The organism is Bradyrhizobium sp. Leo78, from assembly GCF_059512425.1.
This window is the reverse complement of sequence record NZ_JCAMOT010000015.1, coordinates 136,797-161,656: the sequence shown is the minus strand read 5'-3', so window position 1 is coordinate 161,656 and position 24,860 is coordinate 136,797. Positions and strand designations below refer to the sequence as shown.

30 protein-coding genes are annotated in these 24,860 nt (G+C 63.2%); 16 read left to right on the top strand and 14 right to left on the bottom strand.

From position 1 onward, the window contains the following. The first annotated feature begins 3 nt into the window (after positions 1 to 3). The 5 genes from thiC to AC5ZG1_RS20545 all read left to right on the top strand — a co-directional run bounded on the left by thiC (position 4) and on the right by AC5ZG1_RS20545 (position 4,738). The gene (thiC, locus tag AC5ZG1_RS20565) at positions 4 to 1,902 is read left to right on the top strand and encodes a phosphomethylpyrimidine synthase ThiC (RefSeq protein ID WP_496133897.1); all 1,899 of its coding nucleotides are present in this window, start codon (positions 4 to 6) and stop codon (positions 1,900 to 1,902) included. 9 nt (positions 1,903 to 1,911) lie between these two features. After that, the gene (locus AC5ZG1_RS20560) at positions 1,912 to 2,682 is read left to right on the top strand and encodes a hypothetical protein (protein ID WP_496133896.1); all 771 of its coding nucleotides are present in this window, start codon (positions 1,912 to 1,914) and stop codon (positions 2,680 to 2,682) included. Positions 2,683 to 3,391: 709 nt separating this feature from the next. After that, positions 3,392 to 3,778 (top strand): RidA family protein, encoded by a 387-nt coding sequence (locus AC5ZG1_RS20555; RefSeq protein ID WP_496133895.1) that lies wholly within the window; start codon positions 3,392 to 3,394, stop codon positions 3,776 to 3,778. Then, positions 3,775 to 4,338, top strand: a complete 564-nt coding sequence (locus tag AC5ZG1_RS20550) for a mismatch-specific DNA-glycosylase (RefSeq protein WP_496133894.1) — start codon at positions 3,775 to 3,777, stop codon at positions 4,336 to 4,338. Before AC5ZG1_RS20555 ends, AC5ZG1_RS20550 begins: the two co-directional genes overlap by 4 nt. A gap of 145 nt (positions 4,339 to 4,483) precedes the next feature. Continuing rightward, complete coding sequence (locus AC5ZG1_RS20545) at positions 4,484 to 4,738, top strand: hypothetical protein (RefSeq protein WP_028168899.1); 255 nt, start codon at positions 4,484 to 4,486, stop codon at positions 4,736 to 4,738. A gap of 127 nt (positions 4,739 to 4,865) precedes the next feature. Here the strand turns inward: AC5ZG1_RS20545 and AC5ZG1_RS20540 are convergent, their stop codons facing one another. The 4 genes from AC5ZG1_RS20540 to AC5ZG1_RS20525 form a co-directional block, all read right to left on the bottom strand. Then, complete coding sequence (locus AC5ZG1_RS20540) at positions 4,866 to 5,345, bottom strand: DUF4262 domain-containing protein (RefSeq protein WP_474419206.1); 480 nt, start codon at positions 5,343 to 5,345, stop codon at positions 4,866 to 4,868. Between the two features lie 177 nt (positions 5,346 to 5,522). Next, positions 5,523 to 5,867, bottom strand: a complete 345-nt coding sequence (locus AC5ZG1_RS20535) for a hypothetical protein (protein WP_130227381.1) — start codon at positions 5,865 to 5,867, stop codon at positions 5,523 to 5,525. A gap of 232 nt (positions 5,868 to 6,099) precedes the next feature. After that, entirely contained in the window at positions 6,100 to 6,324 is a 225-nt protein-coding gene (locus AC5ZG1_RS20530) for a DUF6429 family protein (RefSeq protein ID WP_496133893.1), read from the bottom strand. A gap of 767 nt (positions 6,325 to 7,091) precedes the next feature. Further along, positions 7,092 to 7,532 (bottom strand): hypothetical protein, encoded by a 441-nt coding sequence (locus AC5ZG1_RS20525; RefSeq protein ID WP_474419203.1) that lies wholly within the window; start codon positions 7,530 to 7,532, stop codon positions 7,092 to 7,094. Between the two features lie 212 nt (positions 7,533 to 7,744). Between AC5ZG1_RS20525 and AC5ZG1_RS20520 the strand changes: the two genes are divergently transcribed. Further along, positions 7,745 to 8,512, top strand: a complete 768-nt coding sequence (locus AC5ZG1_RS20520; protein ID WP_496133891.1) for an SDR family NAD(P)-dependent oxidoreductase — start codon at positions 7,745 to 7,747, stop codon at positions 8,510 to 8,512. Between the two features lie 161 nt (positions 8,513 to 8,673). Continuing rightward, positions 8,674 to 8,925, top strand: a complete 252-nt coding sequence (locus tag AC5ZG1_RS20515) for a helix-turn-helix domain-containing protein (RefSeq protein ID WP_028166132.1) — start codon at positions 8,674 to 8,676, stop codon at positions 8,923 to 8,925. An 11-nt stretch (positions 8,926 to 8,936) separates the two neighbouring features. Here AC5ZG1_RS20515 and AC5ZG1_RS20510 read toward each other — a convergent pair whose 3' ends face one another. After that, entirely contained in the window at positions 8,937 to 9,179 is a 243-nt protein-coding gene (locus AC5ZG1_RS20510) for a hypothetical protein (RefSeq protein WP_496133890.1), read from the bottom strand. A gap of 160 nt (positions 9,180 to 9,339) precedes the next feature. Between AC5ZG1_RS20510 and AC5ZG1_RS20505 the strand changes: the two genes are divergently transcribed. Beyond that, a complete protein-coding gene (locus AC5ZG1_RS20505) occupies positions 9,340 to 9,831 on the top strand; it encodes a collagen-like protein (protein WP_496133889.1) in 492 nt (163 codons plus the stop codon). A 37-nt stretch (positions 9,832 to 9,868) separates the two neighbouring features. Here the strand turns inward: AC5ZG1_RS20505 and AC5ZG1_RS20500 are convergent, their stop codons facing one another. Further along, positions 9,869 to 10,135, bottom strand: a complete 267-nt coding sequence (locus AC5ZG1_RS20500; protein WP_028166130.1) for a DUF2277 domain-containing protein — start codon at positions 10,133 to 10,135, stop codon at positions 9,869 to 9,871. A 144-nt stretch (positions 10,136 to 10,279) separates the two neighbouring features. Here AC5ZG1_RS20500 and AC5ZG1_RS20495 point away from each other — a divergent pair, with 144 nt between their 5' ends. Together AC5ZG1_RS20495 and AC5ZG1_RS20490 are read left to right on the top strand one after the other, a co-directional pair. Next, the gene (locus AC5ZG1_RS20495) at positions 10,280 to 10,525 is read left to right on the top strand and encodes a DUF2188 domain-containing protein (protein ID WP_130582521.1); all 246 of its coding nucleotides are present in this window, start codon (positions 10,280 to 10,282) and stop codon (positions 10,523 to 10,525) included. A gap of 87 nt (positions 10,526 to 10,612) precedes the next feature. Next, entirely contained in the window at positions 10,613 to 11,218 is a 606-nt protein-coding gene (locus AC5ZG1_RS20490) for an MSMEG_1061 family FMN-dependent PPOX-type flavoprotein (protein ID WP_496133888.1), read from the top strand. 139 nt (positions 11,219 to 11,357) lie between these two features. Here AC5ZG1_RS20490 and bfr read toward each other — a convergent pair whose 3' ends face one another. Continuing rightward, entirely contained in the window at positions 11,358 to 11,843 is a 486-nt protein-coding gene (bfr, locus tag AC5ZG1_RS20485) for a bacterioferritin (protein WP_130229895.1), read from the bottom strand. Between the two features lie 134 nt (positions 11,844 to 11,977). After that, the gene (locus AC5ZG1_RS20480; RefSeq protein ID WP_496133887.1) at positions 11,978 to 12,241 is read right to left on the bottom strand and encodes a (2Fe-2S)-binding protein; all 264 of its coding nucleotides are present in this window, start codon (positions 12,239 to 12,241) and stop codon (positions 11,978 to 11,980) included. 271 nt (positions 12,242 to 12,512) lie between these two features. Between AC5ZG1_RS20480 and AC5ZG1_RS20475 the strand changes: the two genes are divergently transcribed. Together AC5ZG1_RS20475 and AC5ZG1_RS20470 are read left to right on the top strand one after the other, a co-directional pair. Continuing rightward, positions 12,513 to 12,836, top strand: a complete 324-nt coding sequence (locus tag AC5ZG1_RS20475; RefSeq protein ID WP_456644772.1) for a hypothetical protein — start codon at positions 12,513 to 12,515, stop codon at positions 12,834 to 12,836. Between the two features lie 232 nt (positions 12,837 to 13,068). Next, positions 13,069 to 13,350 (top strand): hypothetical protein, encoded by a 282-nt coding sequence (locus AC5ZG1_RS20470; protein ID WP_130229897.1) that lies wholly within the window; start codon positions 13,069 to 13,071, stop codon positions 13,348 to 13,350. A 79-nt stretch (positions 13,351 to 13,429) separates the two neighbouring features. On the opposite strand, the gene AC5ZG1_RS20465 is transcribed toward AC5ZG1_RS20470, so the two are convergent. From AC5ZG1_RS20465 to ettA, 3 genes are all read right to left on the bottom strand, one after another. Next, positions 13,430 to 14,629 carry a lytic murein transglycosylase gene (locus tag AC5ZG1_RS20465; protein ID WP_496133909.1) on the bottom strand — a complete coding sequence of 400 codons (1,200 nt, stop codon included), beginning with the start codon at positions 14,627 to 14,629 and terminating at the stop codon, positions 13,430 to 13,432. Positions 14,630 to 14,774: 145 nt separating this feature from the next. Then, the gene (locus tag AC5ZG1_RS20460; protein ID WP_456644771.1) at positions 14,775 to 15,362 is read right to left on the bottom strand and encodes a TIGR00645 family protein; all 588 of its coding nucleotides are present in this window, start codon (positions 15,360 to 15,362) and stop codon (positions 14,775 to 14,777) included. 107 nt (positions 15,363 to 15,469) lie between these two features. Next, positions 15,470 to 17,119, bottom strand: coding sequence for an energy-dependent translational throttle protein EttA (gene ettA / locus AC5ZG1_RS20455; protein WP_028166121.1), 1,650 nt, complete (start codon positions 17,117 to 17,119; stop codon positions 15,470 to 15,472). Positions 17,120 to 17,373: 254 nt separating this feature from the next. On the opposite strand from ettA, the gene AC5ZG1_RS20450 reads away from it, so the two are divergent. Both AC5ZG1_RS20450 and AC5ZG1_RS20445 read left to right on the top strand, forming a co-directional pair. Next, the gene (locus AC5ZG1_RS20450; protein WP_456644770.1) at positions 17,374 to 17,562 is read left to right on the top strand and encodes a hypothetical protein; all 189 of its coding nucleotides are present in this window, start codon (positions 17,374 to 17,376) and stop codon (positions 17,560 to 17,562) included. Positions 17,563 to 17,688: 126 nt separating this feature from the next. Then, complete coding sequence (locus tag AC5ZG1_RS20445; RefSeq protein ID WP_496133886.1) at positions 17,689 to 18,651, top strand: D-2-hydroxyacid dehydrogenase family protein; 963 nt, start codon at positions 17,689 to 17,691, stop codon at positions 18,649 to 18,651. Here the strand turns inward: AC5ZG1_RS20445 and AC5ZG1_RS20440 are convergent, their stop codons facing one another. Then, a complete protein-coding gene (locus tag AC5ZG1_RS20440; RefSeq protein ID WP_496133885.1) occupies positions 18,652 to 19,629 on the bottom strand; it encodes a sugar-binding transcriptional regulator in 978 nt (325 codons plus the stop codon). Between the two features lie 114 nt (positions 19,630 to 19,743). Between AC5ZG1_RS20440 and AC5ZG1_RS20435 the strand changes: the two genes are divergently transcribed. Continuing rightward, entirely contained in the window at positions 19,744 to 20,949 is a 1,206-nt protein-coding gene (locus tag AC5ZG1_RS20435) for an ABC transporter substrate-binding protein (RefSeq protein ID WP_496133884.1), read from the top strand. Further along, complete coding sequence (locus AC5ZG1_RS20430; RefSeq protein ID WP_496133883.1) at positions 20,949 to 22,259, top strand: amidase; 1,311 nt, start codon at positions 20,949 to 20,951, stop codon at positions 22,257 to 22,259. The genes AC5ZG1_RS20435 and AC5ZG1_RS20430 overlap by 1 nt, the downstream gene beginning before the upstream one ends. Positions 22,260 to 22,275: 16 nt before the next feature. Here AC5ZG1_RS20430 and AC5ZG1_RS20425 read toward each other — a convergent pair whose 3' ends face one another. After that, entirely contained in the window at positions 22,276 to 23,244 is a 969-nt protein-coding gene (locus tag AC5ZG1_RS20425) for an NAD-dependent epimerase/dehydratase family protein (protein ID WP_130229903.1), read from the bottom strand. Between the two features lie 137 nt (positions 23,245 to 23,381). Next, positions 23,382 to 24,593: a L,D-transpeptidase gene (locus tag AC5ZG1_RS20420; protein ID WP_456644812.1), complete on the bottom strand. Its 1,212-nt coding sequence runs from the start codon at positions 24,591 to 24,593 to the stop codon at positions 23,382 to 23,384. Between the last annotated feature and the right edge of the window lie 267 nt (positions 24,594 to 24,860).

The window sequence follows — 24,860 nt, the reverse complement described above, 5'->3', positions numbered from 1 at the left end:
TCCATGAACATCCGTTCCAACCCCGACACCACCATTCCCGCCGTCACCACGGGGCCACTACCGTCCTCGCGCAAGATTTTCTCGACCCCCGACACGGCGCCTGATGTGCGGGTGCCGCTGCGCGAGATCATCCTGAGCGAAGGCGCCGGCGAGCCCAATCTTCCTGTCTATGACACCTCGGGCCCGTACACCGATCCGTCCATCGTGATCGACGTCAATGCCGGCCTGCCGCGCAACCGTCTCGCCTGGGTCAAGGAACGCGGCGGCGTCGAGGAATATGAGGGGCGCACGATCAAGCCGGAAGACAACGGCAACCTCTCCACCGACAAGGCGGCGCGCGCCTTCACCGCGCACTACCAGCCGCTGCGCGGCCTTGACGGCCACAAGATCACCCAGCTCGAATTCGCCCGCGCCGGCATCATCACCAAGGAGATGATCTACGTCGCCGAGCGCGAAAACCTCGGCCGCAAGCAACAGCTCGAGCGCGCGGAAGCCGCGCTCGCCGACGGCGAAAGCTTCGGCGCCTCGGTGCCAGCCTTCATCACGCCGGAATTCGTACGCTCAGAGATCGCGCGCGGCCGCGCCATCATTCCGAGCAACATCAACCATGCCGAGCTCGAGCCGATGATCATCGGCCGCAACTTCCTGACCAAGATCAACGCCAATATCGGCAACTCCGCCGTGACGTCGTCGGTCGAGGAAGAAGTCGAGAAGATGGTGTGGGCGATCCGCTGGGGCGCCGACACCGTGATGGACCTCTCGACGGGGCGCAACATCCACACCACCCGCGAATGGATTTTGCGCAACTCGCCGGTGCCGATCGGCACCGTGCCGATCTACCAGGCGCTGGAGAAGTGCAACGGCGATCCGGTCCAGCTGACCTGGGAACTCTACAAGGACACGCTGATCGAGCAGTGCGAACAGGGCGTCGACTATTTCACCATCCACGCCGGCGTGCGCCTGCCCTACATCCATCTCACCGCCAACCGCGTCACCGGCATCGTGTCGCGCGGCGGCTCGATCATGGCGAAGTGGTGCCTGGCGCATCACAAGGAGAGCTTCCTCTACACCCATTTCGACGAGATCTGCGACCTCATGCGCAAGTATGACGTCTCTTTCTCGCTCGGCGACGGCCTGCGTCCCGGCTCGATCGCCGATGCCAACGACCGCGCGCAGTTCGCCGAACTGGAGACGCTGGGCGAACTGACAAAAATCGCGTGGGACAAGGGCTGCCAGGTCATGATCGAAGGCCCCGGCCACGTGCCGATGCACAAGATCAAGATCAACATGGACAAGCAGCTCAAGGAATGCGGCGAAGCCCCGTTCTACACGCTTGGCCCGCTGACGACAGACATCGCGCCGGGCTACGACCACATCACCTCAGGCATCGGCGCCGCCATGATCGGCTGGTTCGGCTGCGCCATGCTCTGCTACGTCACGCCGAAGGAGCATCTCGGCCTGCCCGACCGCAACGACGTCAAGACCGGCGTCATTACCTACAAGATCGCCGCCCATGCCGCCGACCTCGCCAAGGGTCACCCCGCCGCCCAGCTCCGCGACGACGCGCTGTCGCGCGCGAGATTCGACTTCCGCTGGACCGACCAGTTCAACCTCGGCCTCGACCCCGAGACCGCGAAGAACTTCCACGACGAGACCCTGCCGAAGGAAGCCCACAAGGTCGCCCATTTCTGCTCGATGTGCGGCCCAAAGTTCTGCTCGATGAAGATCACCCAGGACGTCCGGGATTACGCCGCGACGCTGAACGATCCGGCGAGCGTCGGGATGTCGATGCAGGGGACTATCGAAGACGGCATGGCCGCGATGAGTGCCAAGTTCAAGGAGATGGGCGGGGATGTGTATCTTGACGCGGAGAAGGTGAAGGAGAGCAATCAGGCGCTCTGACAGTAACCGATGCGCAAGGGTTTGACCCGCGGACTATTGCCTCTGTTCGTCACTGTTTGGCTTCCCGTCAGCGTAACCGTTTCATGGGCGCAGGGACTGCCACACGTGGCGAGCAGCGGGCTCACTGCACCTAGCGAGGTCATTCTTTATATCCATTCGGATTTGAAGAGCGTCGATTTCGTTCAGCCGCTGGTTTGCGCTCTCCAACGAGTGCTATCTGCACCCGTTTCAACGCAAACATTGGACCTTCAACTCGGCCCTGAATTGCTCGCAACCCCGACCCAGTTCGACGTGGACAAGGTTGGAGATCAGTTCATCCGGGCAACTGCTACGGATGGGGCACCGCGGTCATTCAAATACTTGCTCGTTCCGTTCGATCTCAAGGCATCCCCTTGGCGCTATGTTTTCTCGACGAGTTTCGGCAATGAGACTACTCCTTATCACGTCGGCGTGGTTTCAACGGCTCGGCTCGACGTCGCGGACCCAAAGCAGCAGCACCGCGGAGGTGCCGAGATCACCGCGAGGCGCGCATACAAGCTAATCCTCAAGTCAATTGCACGGGTCGCTGGCCTACGAAGCCCCGATGCCTGTATTCTTTCATTTCCGAGAAGCCTCGAAGAGTTGAATCGTAAGTCATCAGAGTTTTGTTCTGATGACCGCGCCGTGTTAGTTGCCGCCCACATCCTTCAACCTGTGGAAGGACAAGGACAAACCGATTGCTCGGTCATTTCCCAGCAGCAGGGCGTCAACGACGTGCGCGTGGCCCGAGCGGCAGAATAGCCAAGCCGCATTCAAAGGTGAAGGCCGGCCCCCGAATCCAGGACCTAGTCTGAACATTCACAGCCGCGAGAACCGCCGGGCACTTGCCCGGTCGTTCTGTTGCAGCCGTGGCGCGCCCGAGAAATGTTCGAACCTGAAGGGGTCCCCTAACGACAAACTTTCGGATGCCGTTGCCAGCCATTTTGGTAGCTAGTCAGATTCTGCAGACATCCTAGAAACACGCGCAGGTCTCAATTGGCGGACATGGGGACAACGACATGCGATCGAATAGCGCCTTCCGCGCCAAGGCAAGAGCTGCATTTCGCCGTCGGATTGAGGATCGAGCCGAGAGCGGCGGCGCGCACCTCGCGAACAGAGCAGCCGGAACGCAACCTCGCCTCGACTGCGATGAGTCCAGGAAGTCATCTGCCGTTAACGATCTGCCGGACCACATCCGCAGGTTCTGCGAGCGATTTTTCTCCGACAACAGAAGCCTCCTCTAGTTCTTCTCACCATCGCAGACTGGCACCATCACGCTCCTTGATCTGGGCTGTGTCGTCGGTCGGACGATCTTTGCAGTTCTGCCCTGAGGAGCTGGCTGCCTGGATCGGGCGGGCACGTCCCGCATATTGAGAAGCCTATTCATCAACCTGCATTCGCGCGATCGGTTGGCTCATAGCGGCCACTGATCTATCCTGCATCCCATCTGTCCAACGACGAGGATGCATGCATGTCCATAAAGCACTTCCCTCCCCCGCCCGGCGTCAAGGCGCCGCCGCTCTCGTTCGGCGCCCGCGTCGGCGATCTCCTGTTCATCTCCGGCATCCCCGGCTTCGACGCCAATGGCGGGTTGCCTGACACCTTCGAGACACAGTTCGCCAACGTCGTCACCAACTTCAAGCGCGTGCTGGACGAGGCGGGCGCGACGGTGCGCGATCTCGCCAAGGTCAACGTGCTGCTGACGCGCGCCTCCGATGTCGCCGCGATGAACAAGCTCTATGCCGAGGCGTTCGGGCCGGCGCCCTACCCGGCGCGCACCACCTGCGTGGTGGTGGCGCTGCCCGATCCGAAGATGCTGATCGAGATCGAGGGCGTCGCACACCTTCGCGCTTCATGAGCGACGCGCCCGCTCCGCGCGAGCGGCTGCCCGACCAGCTTGCCGCCGATCTTCGCCTGGTCTTCGTCGGCACCGCCGCCAGCCAGCGGTCAGCCGACCTCGGCCATTACTACGCGCATCCCGGCAATCGCTTCTGGCGGACGCTGCATGAGGTCGGCATCACGCCGCGCCGCTTCGAGCCGCATGAATTTCCGGCGCTGCTCGAACTCGGCATCGGCTTCACCGACATGTGCAAGACGGGCGCGGGCATGGACCACCAGGCGCTCGCCTTCCCTATCGATGTGCCCGCGTTCCGGAACAAGATGCTGGCTTACCGGCCGAAGACCATCGCATTCACCAGCAAGAAGACTGCATCTCTGTTCTTCGGACGACCGACGCCGGCGATCGCGCTCGGTCGGCAAGCTGCGCTTCCGGATTTTCCGGATATCTTCGTGCTGGCGTCGCCATCGGGCGCGGCTTCGGGAAGCTGGTCGTTGCAGCCGTGGCAGGAACTGGCGGATTGGCTGCGGGCTGGCGAACGAGTGGAGGATCAACATACCGTCGCTCGAAGTCGCCGATGAACTGCTGTTGATGAAATCATTGCAGCCTCCCGATTTCGAGGGAGCAGGCTCTTGCCGTACCAATACCGCCACAAACGATCACAAAAGATCGGCGGCGCCTCGGCCAATCGCGGAGGCAGAAGAACAATTCGACAGGAGATACGTCATGCGTCGCGCTACCGCCCTCTGCCTCGCCACCTGCTCCGCTGTCGCGGCCTTCGCCGCCAGGCCCGCAGAGGCCGGCTATTACGTGATCCGCTGGGAGAACACTGGCATCTGCCAGATCTGGAACGAGGACCTGCAGCAGAAACCGATGCAGTGGCCCTCGACCTACCAGGTCGTCAGCAAGCCGGTCCCGACCTTCACCGCCGCGATGGCCGAGCAGCAACAGATGCGGACGCAGCGCCGCTGCACGTTGTGAGTTGTGGAATCGCAATACGCGTAGGGTGGGCGAAGGCGCGTCTATCGCGCCGTGCCCACCTTTCTTGCACCAACCGTGGATGGTGGGCACGCTTCGCTTTGCCCACCCTACGCGGGCACTTCGCACCTCAGGAGAAAGACTTCAACACCGGCTGATACTGCTTCAAGGCGGCGTCATGTCCGGTCTGCCAGGGGAAGTATCCCTCGCGATCTGGCCACACGATCTGCAGGCATGGAAACGGGCGCCGGCATTTGCGATAGAACCAAATCGCCGTTCCCAGATACGCGTCATACGCCTGCAGCGGCACCTCTGCGAATGCGACTTGGCGGTCCGTCAGGATATCATCGCAGATATCCCCGGCGGCGCAGCTCCGTCCTGCAGCCGCCCGGTCGCGAATATCATTGATGATCGAGGCAGAGTCGGAGGCCCGCAGGCCGAAGATCACCACCTCGGCGTGGCCATAGTTGAGGAACAGGCCAACCGAGAACGCATATTCCGGATTACCGTCCCGGATGCCCACGATATGGCATCCGTGCTTGCGAATATTGCGAATGATCGCCTTGTCCGCCTCGCCTTCGATGTCAGGCCATTTGAAGTCATCAAGCATCGGCATCTCTCGTTGAGAGGAGCTGTAAGGTGAAGGCGCGTCTATCGCGTCGTGCCACCATCAAAGACTCCGCTCGCAATGGTGGGCACACTGCGCTTTGCCTACGCTACATCGGACACGACCAGCGCGGTGCGCTGCGCGCCGGATTCTTCTCCAAGTCGGGGCGCGCTTTGCCCGCTACGGCACGTTGATCTGCTTCGCGTGTGCGGCACCGACAACCTCGATTCCCTTGGTGCCGAGCGTGTGCGTAATGTCCAGCGCAATCTCGTAGGGCGCCTTGGTGGGAAGCCCGATGCCGCTCTGGCATCCGATCACCTCAATGCCCCAATAAACCGGCTGCTTGATATAAATCAGGGGATACAAATCCACCTTCATCGTCACCCAGGGCTTGGTGCCCCTGACGATGAGAATGAATGTCTTCGGGACAATGCCGGGAACAACCTGCGCCTCATCAAAATCTATCAAGCGGCAAGATGACGAGCGAGGCAGGCCTTCAAATTCTTTCAATTGAGGCTCTTGCATGGGAAACTCCTCTTCGTACAAACAAACAATGATCAATTGAATGCAGCACCATAATACAATTTATAATTGTTAACAAGCTCCGTAACACGCGAGCCATTGCAGAAGCCGGACGAGCCTTGAAGGCGGAGGAACCGCAGGGTGAGTTAGCGCAGCGTAACCCACCATCTTTCTTCCCGCAGGCTCGGTGGGTTACGCTGCGCTAACCCACCCTACGAGAGCGCGGCGAAGTCCTTCATTCCTTGAACATCGTCTCGAAGAGCTGCTTTGCCCGATCACGTCCTTCCTGAGTGAACACGACGGACTTGGTCTTGCCCACGGGATCATGGATCATGCCTTTCTCGTGGAGCCGGCCGAGCACATCCCAATCGAAACCCTTCCATGCCCGATAGTCGTCGTGCAGGGTCAGATAGAGCAGCGCCAGCGCTGCATCGTCAATCTTGTCGGTGTTGAGCGACATCGTAAACCTCGTGGAGCCAAGCTGGTGTTGCTGTCGTGAACGGCTTCACTGACTGCAACGACTGCGACAAGATAACCCGACGGGCAAATCACCAAAAGCCTGTCCAGACTATCAGCGAAAAATATTCCGCTTTCGCCGTCGGGCAAATCAGTGATTTAACTCCGCGCATCTCACGGCGGATGAGGGGCGGCTCGCGATCGTCACGAACGTTGCGGTGAGATGCGGTGGACGTGAGGTGCGTGACTGACGAGCATACGCATCACGGACGGCGAAGTCGTGTGGTCCTGGCGCCCCGACGCTGGCGCTAAGCGCGCGAGCAGCAAGAGCTGCCGCGGGTGACGGTGGCAAGAAAGCCCGGTCACCGGGGAGAGCACGAAGGAAACCGTAACACCATCGCGCAGGGAAAGCCGGAATGCTTCGGTTGAACCTGTGGTCCTACCCCCGTGCTTTTTGTTGCACGGGACCCACGGGTGCAACCGGCACCCGGCTTTCCCTGCGCCCTCTGATTGATGAGAGGGTGACACGAGACGCAAAACTCGGGCGTAACGCGCCGCGAGAATGTGGACTCACATCTCCTCCGCTGTTTGAAATTTGAATCAGAACTCACAATGACAAAGGAGAGCGACGCGCTCCAATCCATCCCGCACCCTGAGGAGGTCGCGGAGCGACCGTCTCGAAGGGCGAGGCCACCGGCGGGGCCTCATCCTTCGAGACGCGGCGAAGACGCCGCTCCTCAGGATGAGGGGCAAACGGCTCTCCGCGCCTCGCTACTTCATCGTGATCGCGAGCCCGCTCAAATCGGCATTCGCCATCAATCCGACCTGGTGGCCGGCGAGTTCGAGCACGGCGCCCTTCTGGTTGGTGAGCACGATGGCGCGGGCGCCGCCGCCGATCGCAAGGCCGGCGCCGGCTGCGCCGTAAACACCGGCGACATCGGAGGGACGATTGATGTTGCTGACGCGGCCGCGCAGCACCGTCTTCGAGCCGCCGAACACCAGGCCGTAGTCGAGGCCGCCGACCGAGAGCGGATATCTGCGTCCATGAAAATTCAGCACGCCGCCACCGCCGGAGCCGCCGATGATCCAGCCCGCCTTGTAGATCGTGAGCGAGACAGTGCCGCTGTCGGCATGGGCAGCCGAGGAGAGAATGGCGCCGGCGAAAGCGGACAGCGCGAGGAGCGCGGCGCGAAAGGCGGATGGCAGTTTCATAGGAAAGTCTCCGGGATTTTCTTGGAAAGCATCAATGGCGACAGATCGATTCGCACGTTGCGAAGTGTAGCGCGGATGCAGGATGGAGCGAGAATCTGTAGGGTGGACAAAGCCAACGGGGCGCGCGTTCGCGCAACCCCGTTGGCTTTGCCCTCCCTACAAAATGGATTAGCCTCTCCGCGGCGTCCAACAACAAGCAAGAGGAAACATCCATGGCCCTTCTCGGAAATCATATCGCCGTCGTCACTGGCGCGGGCTCCGGCATCGGCCGCGCGATCGCAGCCGGCTACGCGCGCGAGGGCGCGCGCGTCGTGCTGCTCGATGTCAACGCGAGCGCGGCGGCGGAGGCGGCGAAGGAGATCCGCGAAGCCGGCGGCAAAGCTGACAGCTTCGCGCTCGACGTCACAAGGCGCGAGGATTGCATCGCGCTTGCAAGGGAAATCGCTGGCAAGATCGGACAGGTCACGATCCTCGTCAACAATGCCGGAATTGCGCGGCGCAACGGCATGCTCGGCGCGGACGAGGCAGTGATCAAGGATTGGGAAGACATCATCGCGATCAACCTTACCGGTGTCTTCAACGTGACGCATGCGTTCCTGCCGCAGATCCGCTCCGCGCAGGGACGCATCGTCAACATCGCATCGATCCAGTCTTTCGTGCATGTGCGCACGCCGAGCTCGCCCGCCTACACGGCTTCCAAGCACGGCGTGCTCGGCTTCACCCGCGCGCTCGCCGCCGAGCTCGGCAAGGAAGGCGTGCGCGTCAACGCGATCGGCCCCGGCTTCATCGAGACGCCGCTGAACGCCCAGACGCGCGCGAGCAATCCAGAGCTTGTGAAGAGCTTCATCGCGCACACGCCGCTCGGCCGCGCCGGCAAGGCCGACGACATCGTGGGGCCTGCGATCTTCCTCGCCTCCGACCTGTCGGCCTATGTCACGGGATCGATCGTGATGGTGGATGGCGGCTACCGGGCGGTGTGAGCATGGCGCGTGCGGGAACCCATGCGCAAATGTGGATGGTAGCGATCGCGTTAATCGTTTGTTAACCATCTGCGGCCACCGTCTCGCGCGGGCGCGGGGTTTGTTCGTTCTCGATGTTTCCGATTCGCGATGTTGCGAACGGGCGTTGCTCGGGAGGTGTCATGTCCTATGTGTCCACGCAGCCCCTGCCGGAGATTCCGGCGTCCTCACTGGCCCCCAACGAAATCGTGCCGCTCCTGATCGGAGCCACCGTCGGCGAGGTCGAGCGCGAGCTGGTGCTGCAAACCCTGATCCGCTGCAATGGCAACCGCACGCGCGCCGCGCGCGTGCTCGGCGTTTCCGTGCGCACGTTGCGCAACAAGATCAGGAGCTATTCGGCCGACGGCATCGAAGTGCCCGCGCCGAACGATTAGTCGGAATTGCCTCAAGCGTGCGATCGCGTGCTTCTCACCCAGGCGCCGAGCGTGATGACGAACGAGATCACCGCTACGCTTCCCGCGATCAGCACGATCGCTCGCAGCACGAAAGCGGTCTCCACCAGCAACAGCGGCTGCGGCTCCTCGGCATAGGCGATCGGCACGACGTCGGGCACAAGGAGCTGTTCGGCGCCCAAGGCAATCGCGAACAGGACCAGCGAGAGCAAGAAGATCTTCCAGCCTGCGTTCATGGCTTCGCTCCCGTCTGGCCAGCCACACTCCCGAGGATGCCATGCCGCGCGATCGCATCATTGATGTTGATCAATGCGGCAAGGGCGGCTCGCGGAATTGAAGCGGTCGTCAAACGCCGCTAAAAAACGCGCGGGCGCAATTTTATTTCGGAGTGCAGCAGTGGCCGATGAAGCTTCCAGCCGGCGCGGAGCAGCGGGCGCGCCGGGCCCACGCGGCCGGCCCGGCGAACAAGGGCGGCCGGGACCGCAGGGACATCCCGGCCGGCGCGGCCCCGATGGCGCGCGCGGAAAGCCCGGCCCGCAAGGCAAGCCGGGAGCGCGAGGCAAACCTGGTGCGCAAGGCAAGCGCGGTGAACCGGGCCCGCAGGGAGCGCCCGGCCTGCAAGGTCCCGCCGGACCGCAGGGACCTGCCGGTCCGCGCGGCGAGCCGGGCCCGCCCGGGCAACTGCCGTCGATCGAACAGGTGATGCCGTGGCTTCACATGATCTTCGACGCCTGGGAGGACTACCGCCGCCAGCGCGAGCAGGAGGCGGCCGAGCGCGAAGCATTGGCCGCGGCCGTTGCCGAACAGCCCGACGGCCTCGAGGATCCCGATGATGATGACGAGGATCGCAAGGACAAGAAAAAGAAGAAGCACAAGGACAAGAAATAGGCCGCGCACCGATCGCGCAGGTCACGCCCGCCGCAGCTCACCCGAACCGCAGGCGCGAGCGCTCCTTGGCCTTCTCCGCCTCGATCTCGCGGTCGCGCGCCGGTGCCGTGGTGTGTAGCGAGACGAGAAGCCGGCGTGCGGCGTCCGAGACCTCGGCGACCGCGCGATCGAAGGCGGCTTCATTGGCCTGCGACGGCTTGTTGAAGCCGGACAGTTTGCGCACGAATTGCAGTGCGGAAGCGTGGATCTCGTCCTCGGTCGCCGGCGGCTCGAAATTGAACAGCGTCTTGATATTACGGCACATGCTTTGCTCCTGTCACCGGCGGCCCGGGGCCGTTGCCTGCCCTAAAGACGATTGGTCGATGGAAATTCCGACATCATCGCCTATTCTGTCATGAAAACGCCGGTGGCTTCACCCTTCCAGTGTCAACCATGAAGCGAGTTCCCGATGAGCCATGTGATCTACAAGATCGTCGAGCATGACGGCGGCTGGGCCTACACCGTAGACGGCGTGTTTTCCGAACCGTTCGCGACCCATGCCGCTGCGCTGGCCGCCGCCCGGCGTGTGGCGGCAGAGCAGCGCGTGCCGGGCCGCACCGAGGCGATCGAGTATGAAACCCCTGACGGGCAATGGCACACCGAGACCGCCGCCGGCAGCGACCGCCCCGAGACTGATGTCGAGGACCGCGGCTGAGAATGAGCATGCCTCTTTCAGCGCGGGATGACGGCGGAATTTCGCGATGATACGCTTGTCACAGATACGACATCTGGAGGACCGACCGTGACCGACCTTGCCGCTGCCGACCTCGCCTCGATCTATCAAAAACCGACTGCGCGCGTGATCGCGAAGGCGCGGCCGGAGATCGATGTGCATGCGAGGAAGTTCATCGGCATGTCGCCGTTCTGCGTGCTGGCGACCTCCGGCTCCGACGGCAGCGTCGATGCCTCGCCGCGCGGCGGCAATCCGGGCTTCGTCAGCGTCACCTCGCCAAACCTGTTGTTGATGCCGGACCGCTCCGGCAACAACCGCATCGACAGCTTCCGGAACATCGTCGCGGGCTCGGGCTTCGTGCAGCTTATCTTCTTCGTGCCGGGGATCGACGAGACGCTGCGTGTCGGCGGCAAGGGACGCCTCTCGGCTGATCCGGAGCTATTGGCCTCGATGGTAGAATTCGGCAAGCCGCCACGCGCGCTGCTGCGCATCGACGTGACGGAAGCCTATTTCCACTGCGGCAAGGCTTTGATGCGCTCGAAACTGTGGTCGGCGGACACGCGCGTCGAGCGCAAGGTATTTCCAAGCATCAGCCAAGTGATCCACGACCAGACCACGCTCGGCGAGCCCGAAAGCCAGGCGGTGGTGGAAGAGCGCTACAAGACGCAGCTCTAGCGAATTCGATGGGCTGCATTCCCAACCGTCATGCCCGGGCTTGTCCCGGGCATCCACGCGTTGGAGACCGTAAGAAAGGGCGTGGATGGCCGGGTCGAGCCCGGCCATGACGAGAGAAATCGATGCTCTCTCGCCCGGCTCAGTGCTCGCTCTCGAGGTGGCCGACGTGCTTCTGGGTGTAGAGCTCAAGGCCGATACGCTTGATCAGATCGAGCTGGGTCTCGAGGAAATCGATGTGGTGCTCCTCGTCCTTCATCAGGTCCTCGAACAGGTCGCGGCTCACATAGTCCTTGACGCCGTGGCAATAGGTGGCGGCCTCCTGGTAGAGCAAGCGAGCACCGACCTCGGCGGCGAGATCGCACTCGATGATCTCCTGGACGTTCTGACCGATCCGCAAGGGATCGAGCACCTGCATGTTGGGGAAGCCGTCGAGGAACAAAATGCGGTCCGTGAAGCGGTCGGCGTGGTGCATCTCCTCGATCGATTCCTTGCGCCAGACCTTGGCCATCTCCAGGAGGCCCCAGTTGTTCAGGATGCGATAGTGCAGCCAGTACTGGTTGATTGCCGTGAGTTCGCTGCGCAGGCCCTTGTTGAGATATTCGATGACCTTAGGGTCGCCCTGCATAGTCCACTCCAAATGTTTAAAGGCCCAAAGCAGGCCCGATTCCAACTTTAGAACGCTTCTAAATCAGATTATGAACGAGAGCAACCCTCCTCTGGGAGGGCATCTGCGAAGAGATCTGGGGAAATCCCGGCGGCTCAGCAGGCGGCCAACGCGAACTCTGTATTGGCGACGTCGTCGACGGCCTCATGACTGTGCGGGCAGCCGGCACAGCAGGCCTTGGCACATGGGCCAAGCGCCTCGTCGATGATGGTCTTGATGGTCCGGGCGCAGCGCCCGCATTCGGCACTGCAGCCGAGGCAGCCATAAAGCTGCTTGGCATTCCGCGGCAACGACCCGTTGACGCTCACCGCATTGCGGACGTCATGGTCGCTGAGGACGTTGCAGGAACAAACGATCATCGAAAAGGCGGGTCCGGTCGGTGATGCTGACCTAAGAGATATTGAAGGCGAGCAAGCGACGCAAAAGGAAAAACGGGAATTTGAAGCAATTCCAAACTGATGACGGAGGTAAATTGGAATGAATCTAAGTTTGATCCGCGTCATCCGCACGGCACGCCGGTCATCACTTCTCGGGCGATCCGCTGCGGCGTTCATTGATCGTTACGGGGAAATGTGGAACTCTGGTCAGGACCAATGCCCCAAAGTGGATGACTTGAAGAAAGGTGAGGCCATGAGGAAGACATTGCTCGGATTTGCCGCCATTGCATTGGCAGGCGCGCTCGTGGCGGCACCTCCTCCCGCGCATGCGCAGCGCGGCGTTGCCGCGGGGGTTGCGGCCGGACTGATCGGTGGAGCCCTGATCGGCGGTGCGATTGCTTCGCAAAACGGGTACTACGGTCCGGGGTACTCCTACGGTCCAGGTTACTCGTACGGTCCCGGCCCCGGCTATTACGTCGCCGACCCATACGAGTACGGACCGCCCTGCGCCTGGCAACGCCAGCGCTTCTGGGATGGCTATGGCTGGCGGGTGCGCAACGTGCGCGTCTGCTATTAACGCGCATTCACCTTCATTAAATCTCGCACAGGATGCCGGAAAACCACCGCTTTTCCGGAAGCTGAACGGCGAATGGCCAGAAAAAACCGTTTTTTCAGGCCATTAGCGCGCTGACGTTTACTTTCGATTGACTGTTGTGCGCTCTTTTTGCGAGACGGGATTTCGAAACCAGCGTGCGAGTCATCGTTAAACCCGGCGTCGGCTGAAGGCGCCATCCAGGAGAGCCCAAGACATGAAGAAGACATTAGCTGCCTTCGTCGCGGTCGCAACGATTGCCGGTTCGCTGGCTGTCGCGCCGGCCGCCAAGGCCGGAGACGGCCAGATCGCAGCCGGCGTGGCCGGTGGCCTGATTGGCGGCGCCCTGCTCGGTGGCGCGATTGCTGCGAGCCGTCCGGCTCCGGTCTATGTCGCACCGGCGCCGGTCTACGTTGAAGAAGCTCCGTGCCGCATGATTCGCGAGCGCTTCTGGGACGGCTACGGCTGGCGTTTCCGTCGCGTTCAGGTTTGCGACTAAGCTGACCCGGCGGGTAAAGACCCACCAAATTCAAAACCCGGCCCTTTGCGGCCGGGTTTTTGTTTGTCGAGCGTAGGGCCTATCTCGCCGCCGTCATCGCGCGCAGCACCGCTTCGCTCGGCCAGCAATCGACCTTCAGGCCTGCCGATTTCTGGTAGGCGCCGAGCGCGGCACGGGTCTGCATCCCGGCCTTGCCGTCGAGCTTGTCCTTGTAGAGACCGATCCGCGTGAGATGGCGCTGCATCGCCTCGACATCGGCGGTGCGCAATTGCGTCGTCGCCGACCAGGGCGTGGCGAACGGCTGCGGGCTCGTCATGCGGTCAGCGAGATGGCCGACGAACAGCACGTAGAGATCGGAGAAATTGTATTCCTTGATGACGAAGTAGTTCTTCGTGGTCAGGAATGCGGGGCCATAGATGCCCTCGGGCTGCAACAGCGAGGCGGGCTGCGCCTGCTCGGTCGCATTGAGCTTCTGTCCGCGCACCGGCTCAAAGCCCGCGCGCAGCCAATCACCGATCGGCTTCGTCACTTCCGGCACGCCCATCGTGCAATCGACATTGGGCGGCGCCTTCACCTCGTAGGCCCAGCGCACGCCCTTCTGCCAGCCCTTGTTGACGAGTTGCTGGGCGGCGGACGCGAGCGCATCAGGCACCGAGTGCCAGATGTCGATGCGGCCGTCGCCGTCGAGATCGACGCCGTGCTTGTAATATTCGGACGGCAGGAACTGCGTGAACCCGGTGGCACCAGCCCAGGATGAGCGCATTTCCTGGCGTGTCACCGCACCCTCGCCGAGGATCTTCAGCGCAAGAATGAACTCTGTGCGGTACTGGTCCTTACGGCGGCCGACATAGGCCTGTGTCGCCACCACGCGCAGCGTGTCGTAGGGCAGCTTATAGCGGCCATAATCGGTCTCGCGGCCCCAGATCGCGAGCACCACGGTTGCCGGCACGCCGAAGCGATTTTCGATCTCGTTGAGGTCAGCACGATATTTCTGCATCAACCGCTGCCCTTCGGCCGCAAGCCGCGCGATGGAAGCCTCCTTGACGTAGTCCGCCGGCACCTGGACGAATTCAGCCTGCGACGGCGCGCCGGTCGCGGGACGGCCCGGCAAGATCAGATCCGGCAGCTTGTAGTCAGGCTCGAGCCCGCGCGTCTCACGATCGAACGTCGCGCGCGACACGCCGGCGGCCTGCGCCTCCGGCCAGAGTGAGGCGATGAATTGGCTGAAGGCGGCATCGGCGGCGTGGGCCGGCGAGGCCGTTGGTAACACCAAGAACAGAAAGCCGAAGGCGAGCGTGCGGAGGAATGGCAAGTCGAGCGGCTTGTTCACTCAGCGGTCCAATCGAAGTGCTGTCCCGTTTTCGAGGCGGACATCAGCCGCGCCCCGTCCATGAACCTAGCACGACCTCGCAAGCGCCGCACCCTTAATGATGTCCGGCCGACTGCTTGGCGCCTTCGATCGACGCATTCGACAGCTTGTCGACGAGGGCTATGCCGATCGCGGACAGGATGAAGACGGTGTGGATGATGGTCTGCCACATCACGCCAGTCTCGGTGTAGTTGGTCTTGCCCGAGGAGAGTGCGCCGGCTTCGATGAAGGTCCGCAGCAGGTGGATCGAGGAGATGCCGATGATCGCCATCGCCAGCTTGATCTTGAGCACGCTGGCGTTGACGTGGCTCAGCCATTCCGGCTCGTCGGGATGTCCCCGCAGGTTGAGGCGCGAGACGAAGGTCTCGTAACCGCCGACGATCACCATCACCAAAAGGTTCGAGATCATGACGACGTCGATCAGGCCGAGCACCGCCAGCATGATCTGCTGCTCGCTGAAATCGAAGGCGTGGGCGAACAGGTGCCACAGTTCCTTGATGAACAGCACCACATAGACGCCCTGGGCGATGATCAGCCCGACATAAAGCGGCAATTGCAGCCAGCGCGATCCGAAGATCAACATGGGAACCGGGCGCAGCGAAGCGATCTTCGGCGGCGCGGGGGCGTCGGAGGTGGCAGACATTGTGAATTGCTCGCAGCAGTATCGGGGATTGCGGAGCGCTATATCTACGCAATCTCGTCGTGGTGGAAAGCGACAACTGGCCGCAGCAGATCGTCGCTAAAGTGCCGTCACCGCGTCAGCTTCTTGTACTTCACGCGATGCGGGATGATCGAATCCTGGCCAAGGCGCCGCATCTTGTCCTTTTCGTAATCCTGGAAATTGCCTTCGAACCATTCGACATGGCTGTCGCCTTCGAAGGCGAGGATGTGGGTGGCGATGCGGTCGAGGAACCAGCGGTCGTGGCTGATGATCACGGCGCAGCCGGCGAAATCCTCCAGCGCCTCTTCGAGCGCGCGCAGCGTGTCGACGTCAAGGTCGTTGGTGGGCTCGTCGAGCAGCAGCACATTCGCGCCCGACTTCAGCATCTTGGCGAGATGCACGCGATTGCGTTCACCGCCTGAGAGCGCACCGACCTTCTTCTGCTGGTCAGCGCCCTTGAAGTTGAAGGCCGAGCAATAGCCGCGCGAATTCACCTCGCGCTTGCCGAGCAGGATCAGTTCGTTGTTGCCGGAAATCTCCTCCCACACGGTCTTGCTGCCGTCGAGCGCGTCGCGCGACTGGTCGACATAGCCGAGATGGACGGACTCCCCGACCGTGATCGTACCCTGATCCGGCTTCTCCTGCCCGGTGATCATGCGGAACAGCGTGGTCTTGCCGGCGCCGTTCGGACCGATCACGCCGACGATGCCGCCGGGCGGCAGCTTGAAGGTGAGATTGTCGATCAGCATGCGGTCGCCGAACGATTTCGTCAGGCCCTCGAAGTCGACGACGTTCTGGCCGAGCCGCTCGGCCACGGGGATGACGATCTGCGCGGTCTGGGTCTGCTTCTCGCTCGCCTTCTTGAGCAGTTCCTCGTAGCGCTGGTAGCGCGCCTTGGACTTGGCCTGGCGCGCCTTCGGCGAGGACGCGATCCACTCCTGCTCGCGCGCCAGTGTCTTCTGATGCGCCGCGTCCTCGCGGCCCTCCTGCTCGAGCCGCTTCTGCTTTTGCACCAGCCAAGAGGAATAGTTGCCCTCATAGGGAATGCCGCGGCCGCGATCGAGCTCGAGAATCCAGCCCGTGACGTTGTCGAGGAAGTAGCGGTCGTGGGTGACGATCAGGATCGCGCCGGGATATTGCCGCAGATGGCCTTCGAGCCAGGATACGGACTCGGCGTCGAGATGGTTGGTCGGTTCGTCCAGCAGCAGCAGTTCGGGCTGGTCGAGCAAGAGCCGGCACAGCGCGACGCGGCGGCGCTCGCCGCCGGAGAGCTTTGTGACGTCGGCGTCGTCGGGCGGGCAGCGCAGCGCGTCCATCGCCTGGTCGACCTTGCTGTCGAGATCCCAGAGGCCCTGGGCCTCGATCTCGTCCTGCAGCTTGGTCATCTCGTCGGCGGTCTCGTCCGAGTAGTTCACCGCCAGTTCGTTGTAGCGGTCGAGGATCGCCTTCTGCTTGGCGACGCCCTGCATCACGTTCTCGCGGACGCTCAGCGTGGCATCGAGGTGCGGTTCCTGCTCGAGATAACCGACGCGGGCGCCCTCGGCGACCCAGGCCTCGCCGGTATAGTCCTTGTCGATGCCGGCCATGATCTTGAGCAGCGTCGATTTACCGGCGCCGTTGACGCCGAGCACGCCGATCTTGGCATCCGGGTAGAAGCTCAGGTGGACGTTATCGAGCACCTTGCGGGTCGGGTAGCTCTTGGTCAGACCTTGCATGAAATAGACGAACTGGCGGGCCATTGAGTCCCCTGGAATCGGCAGGATTTATGGAAATTTTGCTGCCGCCGATGTAGCCGCCGTGCCCTCAAAGCGCAACCGCACACTGTGCGTTTTCCATCCGTTCACCCCGATGAATACGGGATCGAAACCATGTGTGCGCAAGATGACGACAATTGAAACCTTCTTTTAATAAATCGGGCGAAATCTCATTTTCAGCGTCGAAAACGGCATTTTGCGCAGGCTGAGCCGCGCATCACCAACAGGAGGGCTGTGTCATGGCAACAAGCACGTCCCTGCCCGCCCCGGCGGCCAGCCGCACTGGCCTTGCGAAGATCCTCGCCGAACTTCGCATCTTCTGGCGCCAGTTCTTCGCCAGGGCATTCAACCCCTACCGGCCGGAACTGCACTATATGCGCGGGCCCGGGCCGGCCTGGCGCGCCAAGCACAGAAGCCGGTTGAGTTGAACCTGCCGGATATTTGAAGCGGGGTTTCCCGAAGTCCGCTTGCGCGACCCGACGATTGCGCGCAACCATAGCGATATCCCTTGACGGCAGTTTTCGCTGTCGTCCTCGCCACAGACGGATTCATCGATGACGCGGCTGCGCTGTGCAATCCTCGACGACTATTTCGACCTGTCACTTTCGATCGCCGACTGGTCAGAGATCAAGGACCGCGTCGACGTCACCGTGTTCAGGGAGCCGTTTGCGAGCGAGGCGGCTGCCGCGAGCGCGCTTGCCGATTTCGAGATCATCTGCGCGATGCGCGAGCGCACCGCATTTGCGCGCACGCTGTTCGCGGCGCTGCCCAAGCTGAAACTCCTGCTGACATCAGGCATGCGCAATGCCGCGATCGATGTTGACGCCGCCAAGGACCACAAAGTGGTGCTGTGCGGCACGCAATACAGCCGCGACCCGACCGCGGCGCTGACGCTCGGCCTGATCCTGGAACTCACCCGCGGCATCGGCCGGGAAAACGCGCGGATGCATGCAGGCGAGCCCTGGCAGACCTTTGCCGGCGTCGAGATCGAGGGCCGCACGCTTGGCGTGGTGGGGCTCGGCAAGCTCGGCAGTCGGGTGGCGAAGCTCGCGCAGGCGTTCGGCATGAACGTCATCGCCTGGAGCCCCAACCTGACGGCCGAGAAATGCAAGGAGGCCGGCGTCGGCTATGCCAGCAAGGAGGAATTGTTTGCGACCGCCGACATCGTCACCATCCATGTGGTGCTGAGCGAGCGCTCGCGCGGCCTGGTGGGTGCCGCCGATCTCGCGCGGATGAAGCCGACGGCCTATCTCGTCAACACCGCGCGCGGGCCGATCGTTGACGAGAACGCGCTGCAGGAGGTTCTCACGCAAAAGAAGATTGCGGGCGCCGGCATCGACGTGTTCTCGGTGGAGCCGCTGCCGGCCGACCATCCCTTCCGCAGGCTCGACAACCTCGTGCTCACCCCGCATCTCGGCTACGCGACCCAGGAGAGCCTCGGGATCCACTACGGCCAGATGGTCGAGTGTATCGATGCCTGGACCAAGGGCAGCGAACCGCCGCGGCGACTGGCGTGATCACCGTTCTTCGCAAAGGGCGGTCGCAACCCGTTCATCCGTGATCAGAATGTCGGCCAGCCCGGCGCGGATCGCCGCGCTGATGATCGGAAGCTTTTGAATGCCACCGGCGGCAAGGATGCGCTCGCGTACCGCCTTCAGATCGCTCATCGGCGGATGGATCACGCGCCGGGTCAGGGGATGCGTCACCGCGTTGCCGTCCTTGTCGAGATAGTGGCCGCAGATATCTCCGACCGCGCCGGCGTCGCGCAGCGATTGCCACGTCTCGCGCGATATCACGCCATATTCCAGCGCTTTCGATTGTTCGGACAGATCGATGGCGCTGAACAGGGCGATATCCAGCTCCGCGACCATTGCGAGAACCGAGCGCACCGGCTCGCTGGAGGCCAGCGCATCGCGAAGCTGTGCCGTTGCCGCGAACATCGGCGCGGTCACGTAGTAGCATGTCGCGCCCAACGCGCGCGCCATCATCGCCGCGTTGTCGTAAGGATTGATCGCCGTACTTTCAGCAAGCCCGCCGCACAACAGGACGACACGGCAGCCGTCGCCGGAACGGCGCCGCAGATTTTGCGCGGCCATGTTGATGGTGCCACCCCAGGTGATGCCGAGAGTCCCGGCAGGCGGCAGGTGCTCGGAGATATAGTGACCGGCGGCGGCGCCGACGAGGTTGCGGACGTCAGTGTCGCCAATCGGCGCGGGCACGACGATGGCGCCTCGCAGCTTGAAACGTGCAGCGAGGCGGGCCTCAAGTTCGCTGCAAGGACCGAAGGGACTGGCAATTGAGATCTGGACGACGCCGCGCTCCCGCGCCTCTCCGAGGATCTGGTTGACCCGCTTCCGCGTGATTTTCAGGTGCTGCGCGATGACGTCCTGGGTCTGCCCCTCCTTGTAGTAGTGCCAGCAGATGCGGGCGACCAACGCGTCCCCGTTCTCCACTTCCGGCCCGAACGTTTCGATTTCCGTCGCCTGTCTGGTCACGCTGTTCCTCATCGAATCTTCGTCACTAGCTAATAATCACATATGTACCAACATTGTCACATATGTGTAGCAGCGGGTTGTTAGGCTCCGCCGCACCTCACGCGGAGCAGCGAAATGTACCGAAAAATCCTGATTTCAATTGCACTTAGCTCAATACTCACGTCGCCGGCCTTCTCTCAGTTCTCGGACAATAAGGTCGTCATCGGGGTCATGGGCGATCAAAGCGGCGTAGTCTCCGATGTCGGCGGGCCGGGCTCGATCAAGGCCGCGCGGATGGCCGTTGCCGATTTTGGCGGCTCGATCAACGGGGTCCCGATCGAGATCATCACCGCGGATCATCAGAACAAGCCGGATGTCGCCTCAGCCATCGCACGCGAGTGGTTTGACCGGCAAGGCGTCGACGCCGTTGTCGACCTGCCCCATTCGGGCGCGGTGTTCGCGCTGATGACGATCGCGACCGAGAAGAAGCGGTCGCTCCTGGTATCGGGTGCCGCTAGCGTCGAGATCACCGGCGGACGCTGCTCGCCCTACGTGACCCATTGGACCGACGATACTTACGCACTGGCGCGCGGCACGGCTGCGGCGCTGACCGAGCAGGGGCAGAAGTCCTGGTTCTTCCTCACCGCCGACTACGCGTTCGGCCACGACCTGGAGAAAGACGCCAGTGCCGTGGTGCAGGAGCGCGGCGGCAAGGTGCTCGGCAGCGCGCGCCATCCGCTCAACACAGCCGATTTCGCCTCGCTGTTGCTACGTGCCCAAAGCTCGAACGCGCAGGTCGTCGCGCTTGCGAGCGCCGGCGCCGACACCGTCAATGCGATCAAACAGGCCGGCCAGTTCGACATCATGCGCACGCAGAAAATCGCAGCGCTCCACGCTTTCGTCACCGATGTCCACAGCCTCGGCCTCGAAGCGGCGCAGGGGCTGATCATCACCACGGGGTTCTATTGGGATGACAGCGACGGCACCCGCGACTTCGCGCAGCGCTTCTTCAAGGAACACGGCCGAATGCCGACCCGCGAACAAGCCGGCGTCTATTCCGGCGTGCTGCATTTCCTGAAGGCCGCGAGAAGCGCCAAAAGCGACGATGCCGCGATCGTCAATGCCGAGATGCGCCAGCTTCCGGTCGATCGGTTCGGGCGGCAGGCTGCCGTGCAGCAGAACGGCCGCCTCGCCTATGATCTCGGCGTCTATCGCGTGAAATCGCCGGCGGCGAGCCGGCAGCCCTGGGACTATTACGAGCGGATCGCCACCGTTCCCGCCGCGACCGCGTTCCGCCCGGCCGCCGAATCGGGCTGCAGCATCACAGCCTCGGTTCGATGATGACCAGCTCTGTGCTTCCAAACCACCTGTCGGCCAGCATGCTGGCCGACAGGATCAAGCGGGGCGAGACAAGCGCGCTCGATTTGATGAATGCCTGCCTGGACCGGATCGCCGCGCGTGAGCCCGACGTCAGGGCGTGGGCTTTCCTCGATGCGGAGCGGGCGCGCGAAGAGGCGCGGCGTGCCGACGAGCACCGCGCATCAGGTGGGCCGCTCGGCGCACTGCACGGCCTGCCGATCGGGGTGAAAGACGTATTCGACACCGCCGACATGCCGTCCGAATATGGCAGCGAGACGCTTCGCGGCCGGCGGCCAAACGCCGATGCGGATGCGGTGGCGGCGCTGCGCCGCGCCGGTGCAATCATTGTCGGCAAGACCGCGACATCCGAATTCGGGATGTACCATCCGAGCCCGACCCGCAATCCTCAGGACCTGTCGCGCTCGCCGGGCGTGTCGTCGGCGGGTTCTGCCGCCGCCGTCGTCGACCACATGGTGCCGCTGGCGCTCGGCACGCAACACACCGCTTCGACCACCCTCCCCGCCTCGTTTTGCGGCGCGTTCGCGTTCAAACCCTCTTTGGGTTTCACCTCAATGGCGGGATCGAACGTGCTGGTGCCGCGCATGGCGCATCTCGGCCTGTTGGCCCGCTCGATCGGAGACTTGTGCCTTTTCGCCGGCGCGTTCGATCCCGCGTTAGCGGCTGTCCAGCCTGCGGCCTCCGCGCCCCGTCTTGGCGTGGTCAAGGGGCCAGGCTGGAAGCTGATCGACGACAACGCGGGGAAAGCATTCGAGACATTCATCCAGTCACTGCCGACCGCGACCGTCGAGGTCGAACTCCCACTTGAATTCGATCACGCGCTCGATGTCACCTTCGGGCTGCTCAACGCGCATCTCGCCTATCGTTTCGGCTCTGAGCCGGCTGAGACCATCCGCCGCTATTGCACGCCGCTGCAGCGGGGCATCGAAGCCGGCCACACCATCAGCGCGGCAAGCTACCTTAGGTTCGATGCGCGGGCCGACCGTCTCGTTGAACTGGCCTCGCGTATGTTCATCCAACATGATGCGTTGATCACCCTGTCGGCGGCGGGCGAGGCGACCCGGCTGGAGGATGGGCCGGGCTCCGGCGTGATGTCGATGCCATGGAGCCTCTGCGGTCTGCCGACCATCTCGCTGCCACTGCTCAGAGGCGACGAGGGACTTCCAATCGGCGTCCAGCTCATCGGCGCTCGCGGGCGCGATCGTGACTTGTTGCGCATCGCCGGTTGGCTCGAGAATGCAACCCGCGAAAGCGCTGATGAGGCGGACGTCTGAGCGTCGCATCAACAGCTCAAGCGGCAGCGCTGTGGCCACTGGAGTGCCCGACGATTTCGGCACAGCCGGTGCGCCAGGACGGATGCGCCGGGTGCCAGCCGAGTTCGCGCCTGGCTTTGACGTTCGAGCCCGCCCGCACCTCGGTCATCATCGCCACCACATGTTCGCCGGCGAGCAATCGGCCGAGCCAGATGGGCACATGGAATGGCGGCTTAGCGCCGACGATCGCCGCAAGCGCCGGCAGCCATTCGCTGACTTCCGCGGGCTCATCGTCAACGATGTTGTAGATATTGCCGGCCTCGCCGCGCTCGATGGCGGCAACGGTGGCGGATGCAGCGTCGGCGACATGAATGAAAGACCACCAGCCGCCACCATCGCCGATCATCGGCACGCGGCGGCGCCGCAATTGATCGATCATCGCCCGCGACAGTATGCCGGTGTCGGGACCGTAGAACGATCCGTATCGGAGCACGATTCCTTCCGGCTGATCCGAGCCGGTGACGGCGCGCTCCAGATGCTGGATCGCTTCCAGCGTGCGCCGCAGTTCCTGCGGCGGATCGGGATCGAGCGGATCGGCCTCGGTTTTGACAGGTGCACCGGTTCGGCCATAGGTCCAGCCACAGAAGCTTTGCGCGACGAAACGCCTGACACCGGCTTCGCGCGCGGCCGCCAGCAGGCAATCGGTGCCGAGCGTGCGCAGCCGGTTGGTGACAGCGAAGGCGCGATCGAAATGGCGGAGATCGGTAACATCGGCGAGGTCGGTCATCTCGTGGACGATCACCTCGGGCTGCTTCGCAATGACAGCCGCGCGGACAGCCTCTGCATCGAGGCCATCGACGATGACGGGCTCGACGCCCATCTGCCCGATCGCCTCGGCTTTCGCTGCTGTTCGCGTCGTGCCGATCACCGAATGGCCGGCCCGGATCAGGGCGGGAACGAGTTGTCGGCCAATAGCGCCGGTGGCGCCTGCAACAAGGATGCGCATGGCATTGTCCCACGTCGGTTGCAGCCCTCTGGCACGTAATCCAGCCGAACACGAATTCAAGCGCGGGAATTTGACAGAAGCGCAAAACAAAAAAGGCGCGCTGTTCGCGCGCCTTTTGATGTTGGACTGTAATCGCCCTAGCGGATCGTGACCGGGGCCGGCAGCGGCGGCACCGTGGTCGGCTGGGTGCCCGGCAGCGGTGCGGCGGCCTGCGCCTGGGTCGGCGCTGGGGCGGCCGCAACGGGCCCGCCGGGCGGCGGCGCAGCGGAGGCGGTGGCGGTTCCAGGCGGCGGACCACCCGGCAGCACCACGACGCGGGTGCCGACCTTCACGCGCTCGAAGAGGTCGGAGACGTCCTCATTCAGCATGCCGATGCAGCCGGAAGAGACGAACTTGCCGATCGTCGAGGGCTGGTTGGTGCCGTGGATGCGGTACACGGTCGAGCCGAGATACATCGCGCGCGCGCCGAGCGGATTGCCGGGGCCGCCGGCCATGAAGCGCGGCAGATAGGGTTGACGCTCGATCATCTCGGTGGGCGGATACCAGTCCGGCCACTCCGCCTTGCGGCTGATCTTCTGCACGCCGGTCCAGGTGAAGCCATCGCGGCCGACGCGAACGCCGTAGCGCATCGCGCGGCCGCCGCCCAGGATGTAATAGAGGTAGGTGTTCGACGTATCGACCACGATGGTGCCTGGCGGCTCCTTGGTCGCGAACGAGACCTCCTGGCGGCGCAGGTTCGGCGGCAATTGCACGGGAGCGGCCTCCGGCTGCTCCTCCGGCGGCAGCGCCGCGACCGTCATCGGCCTGCCGTCGCTGCCGACCTGGGGCTGCTGCGACACGGCGCCGGTGACGGTGGGCGCACCACCCGCGGCGCCCACCGACTCCGGCGGACGCATGGCGCGATCATCGGGATAGTTATAACTCTGCGCCGGCCCTTGGGGACGATCGGCATAGATCACCGCCGGCGGGCCTGCCGGACGGCCATAGCGCGGATCATCCGGCGACATGACCGGGCCGGTCGGCATGGTCCGATCCGAATAGACCGGCGGGGGCGCGCCCATCGGGCGGCCATAGCGGGGATCGTTGGGCGAAAGCACTGGTCCGGGCGGCGACAGCGACGCCGAACTCTGGCCGTTCGGCGCCTCGTCGTCCTCCTCAAAGACATCGAAATCCGACGGCCGGCGGTCGTCGCGCACGTAGCCGGGGGGTGGCGGCGGATACGAGCCCTGAGGAGCGGAATAGACCGGACCAGGCCCTGCGGGGTAGCCCTGCTGCGCCTGCGCAACCGAAGTTCCTGCCGCGCCGAGCGCTGCGGCAGCACAAATCGTCAGAATGCGGTTGATCATCATCGCTCTTGTATAGTCCCCAAGCCACACCGGACCGTTAACGGCACTTGAAGGAAGATAGCGGCGCATTCAAGACAATTCCGCGAAATCCGGGCCGAATCGGTCATTTTGTGATTGGGCAGTGATCGCTGCGGCAAAGATGCCTCACCGTCAGGGAAAAGTTATTCCGGGGGACTACGGGCGTCATTGCTTTGACATTGGTTGCGATATCCTCGAATCGGCCTGATTCGCTGCCCGCGAGCGGCTTCCCTGTGATCACCGCGTTTCCTC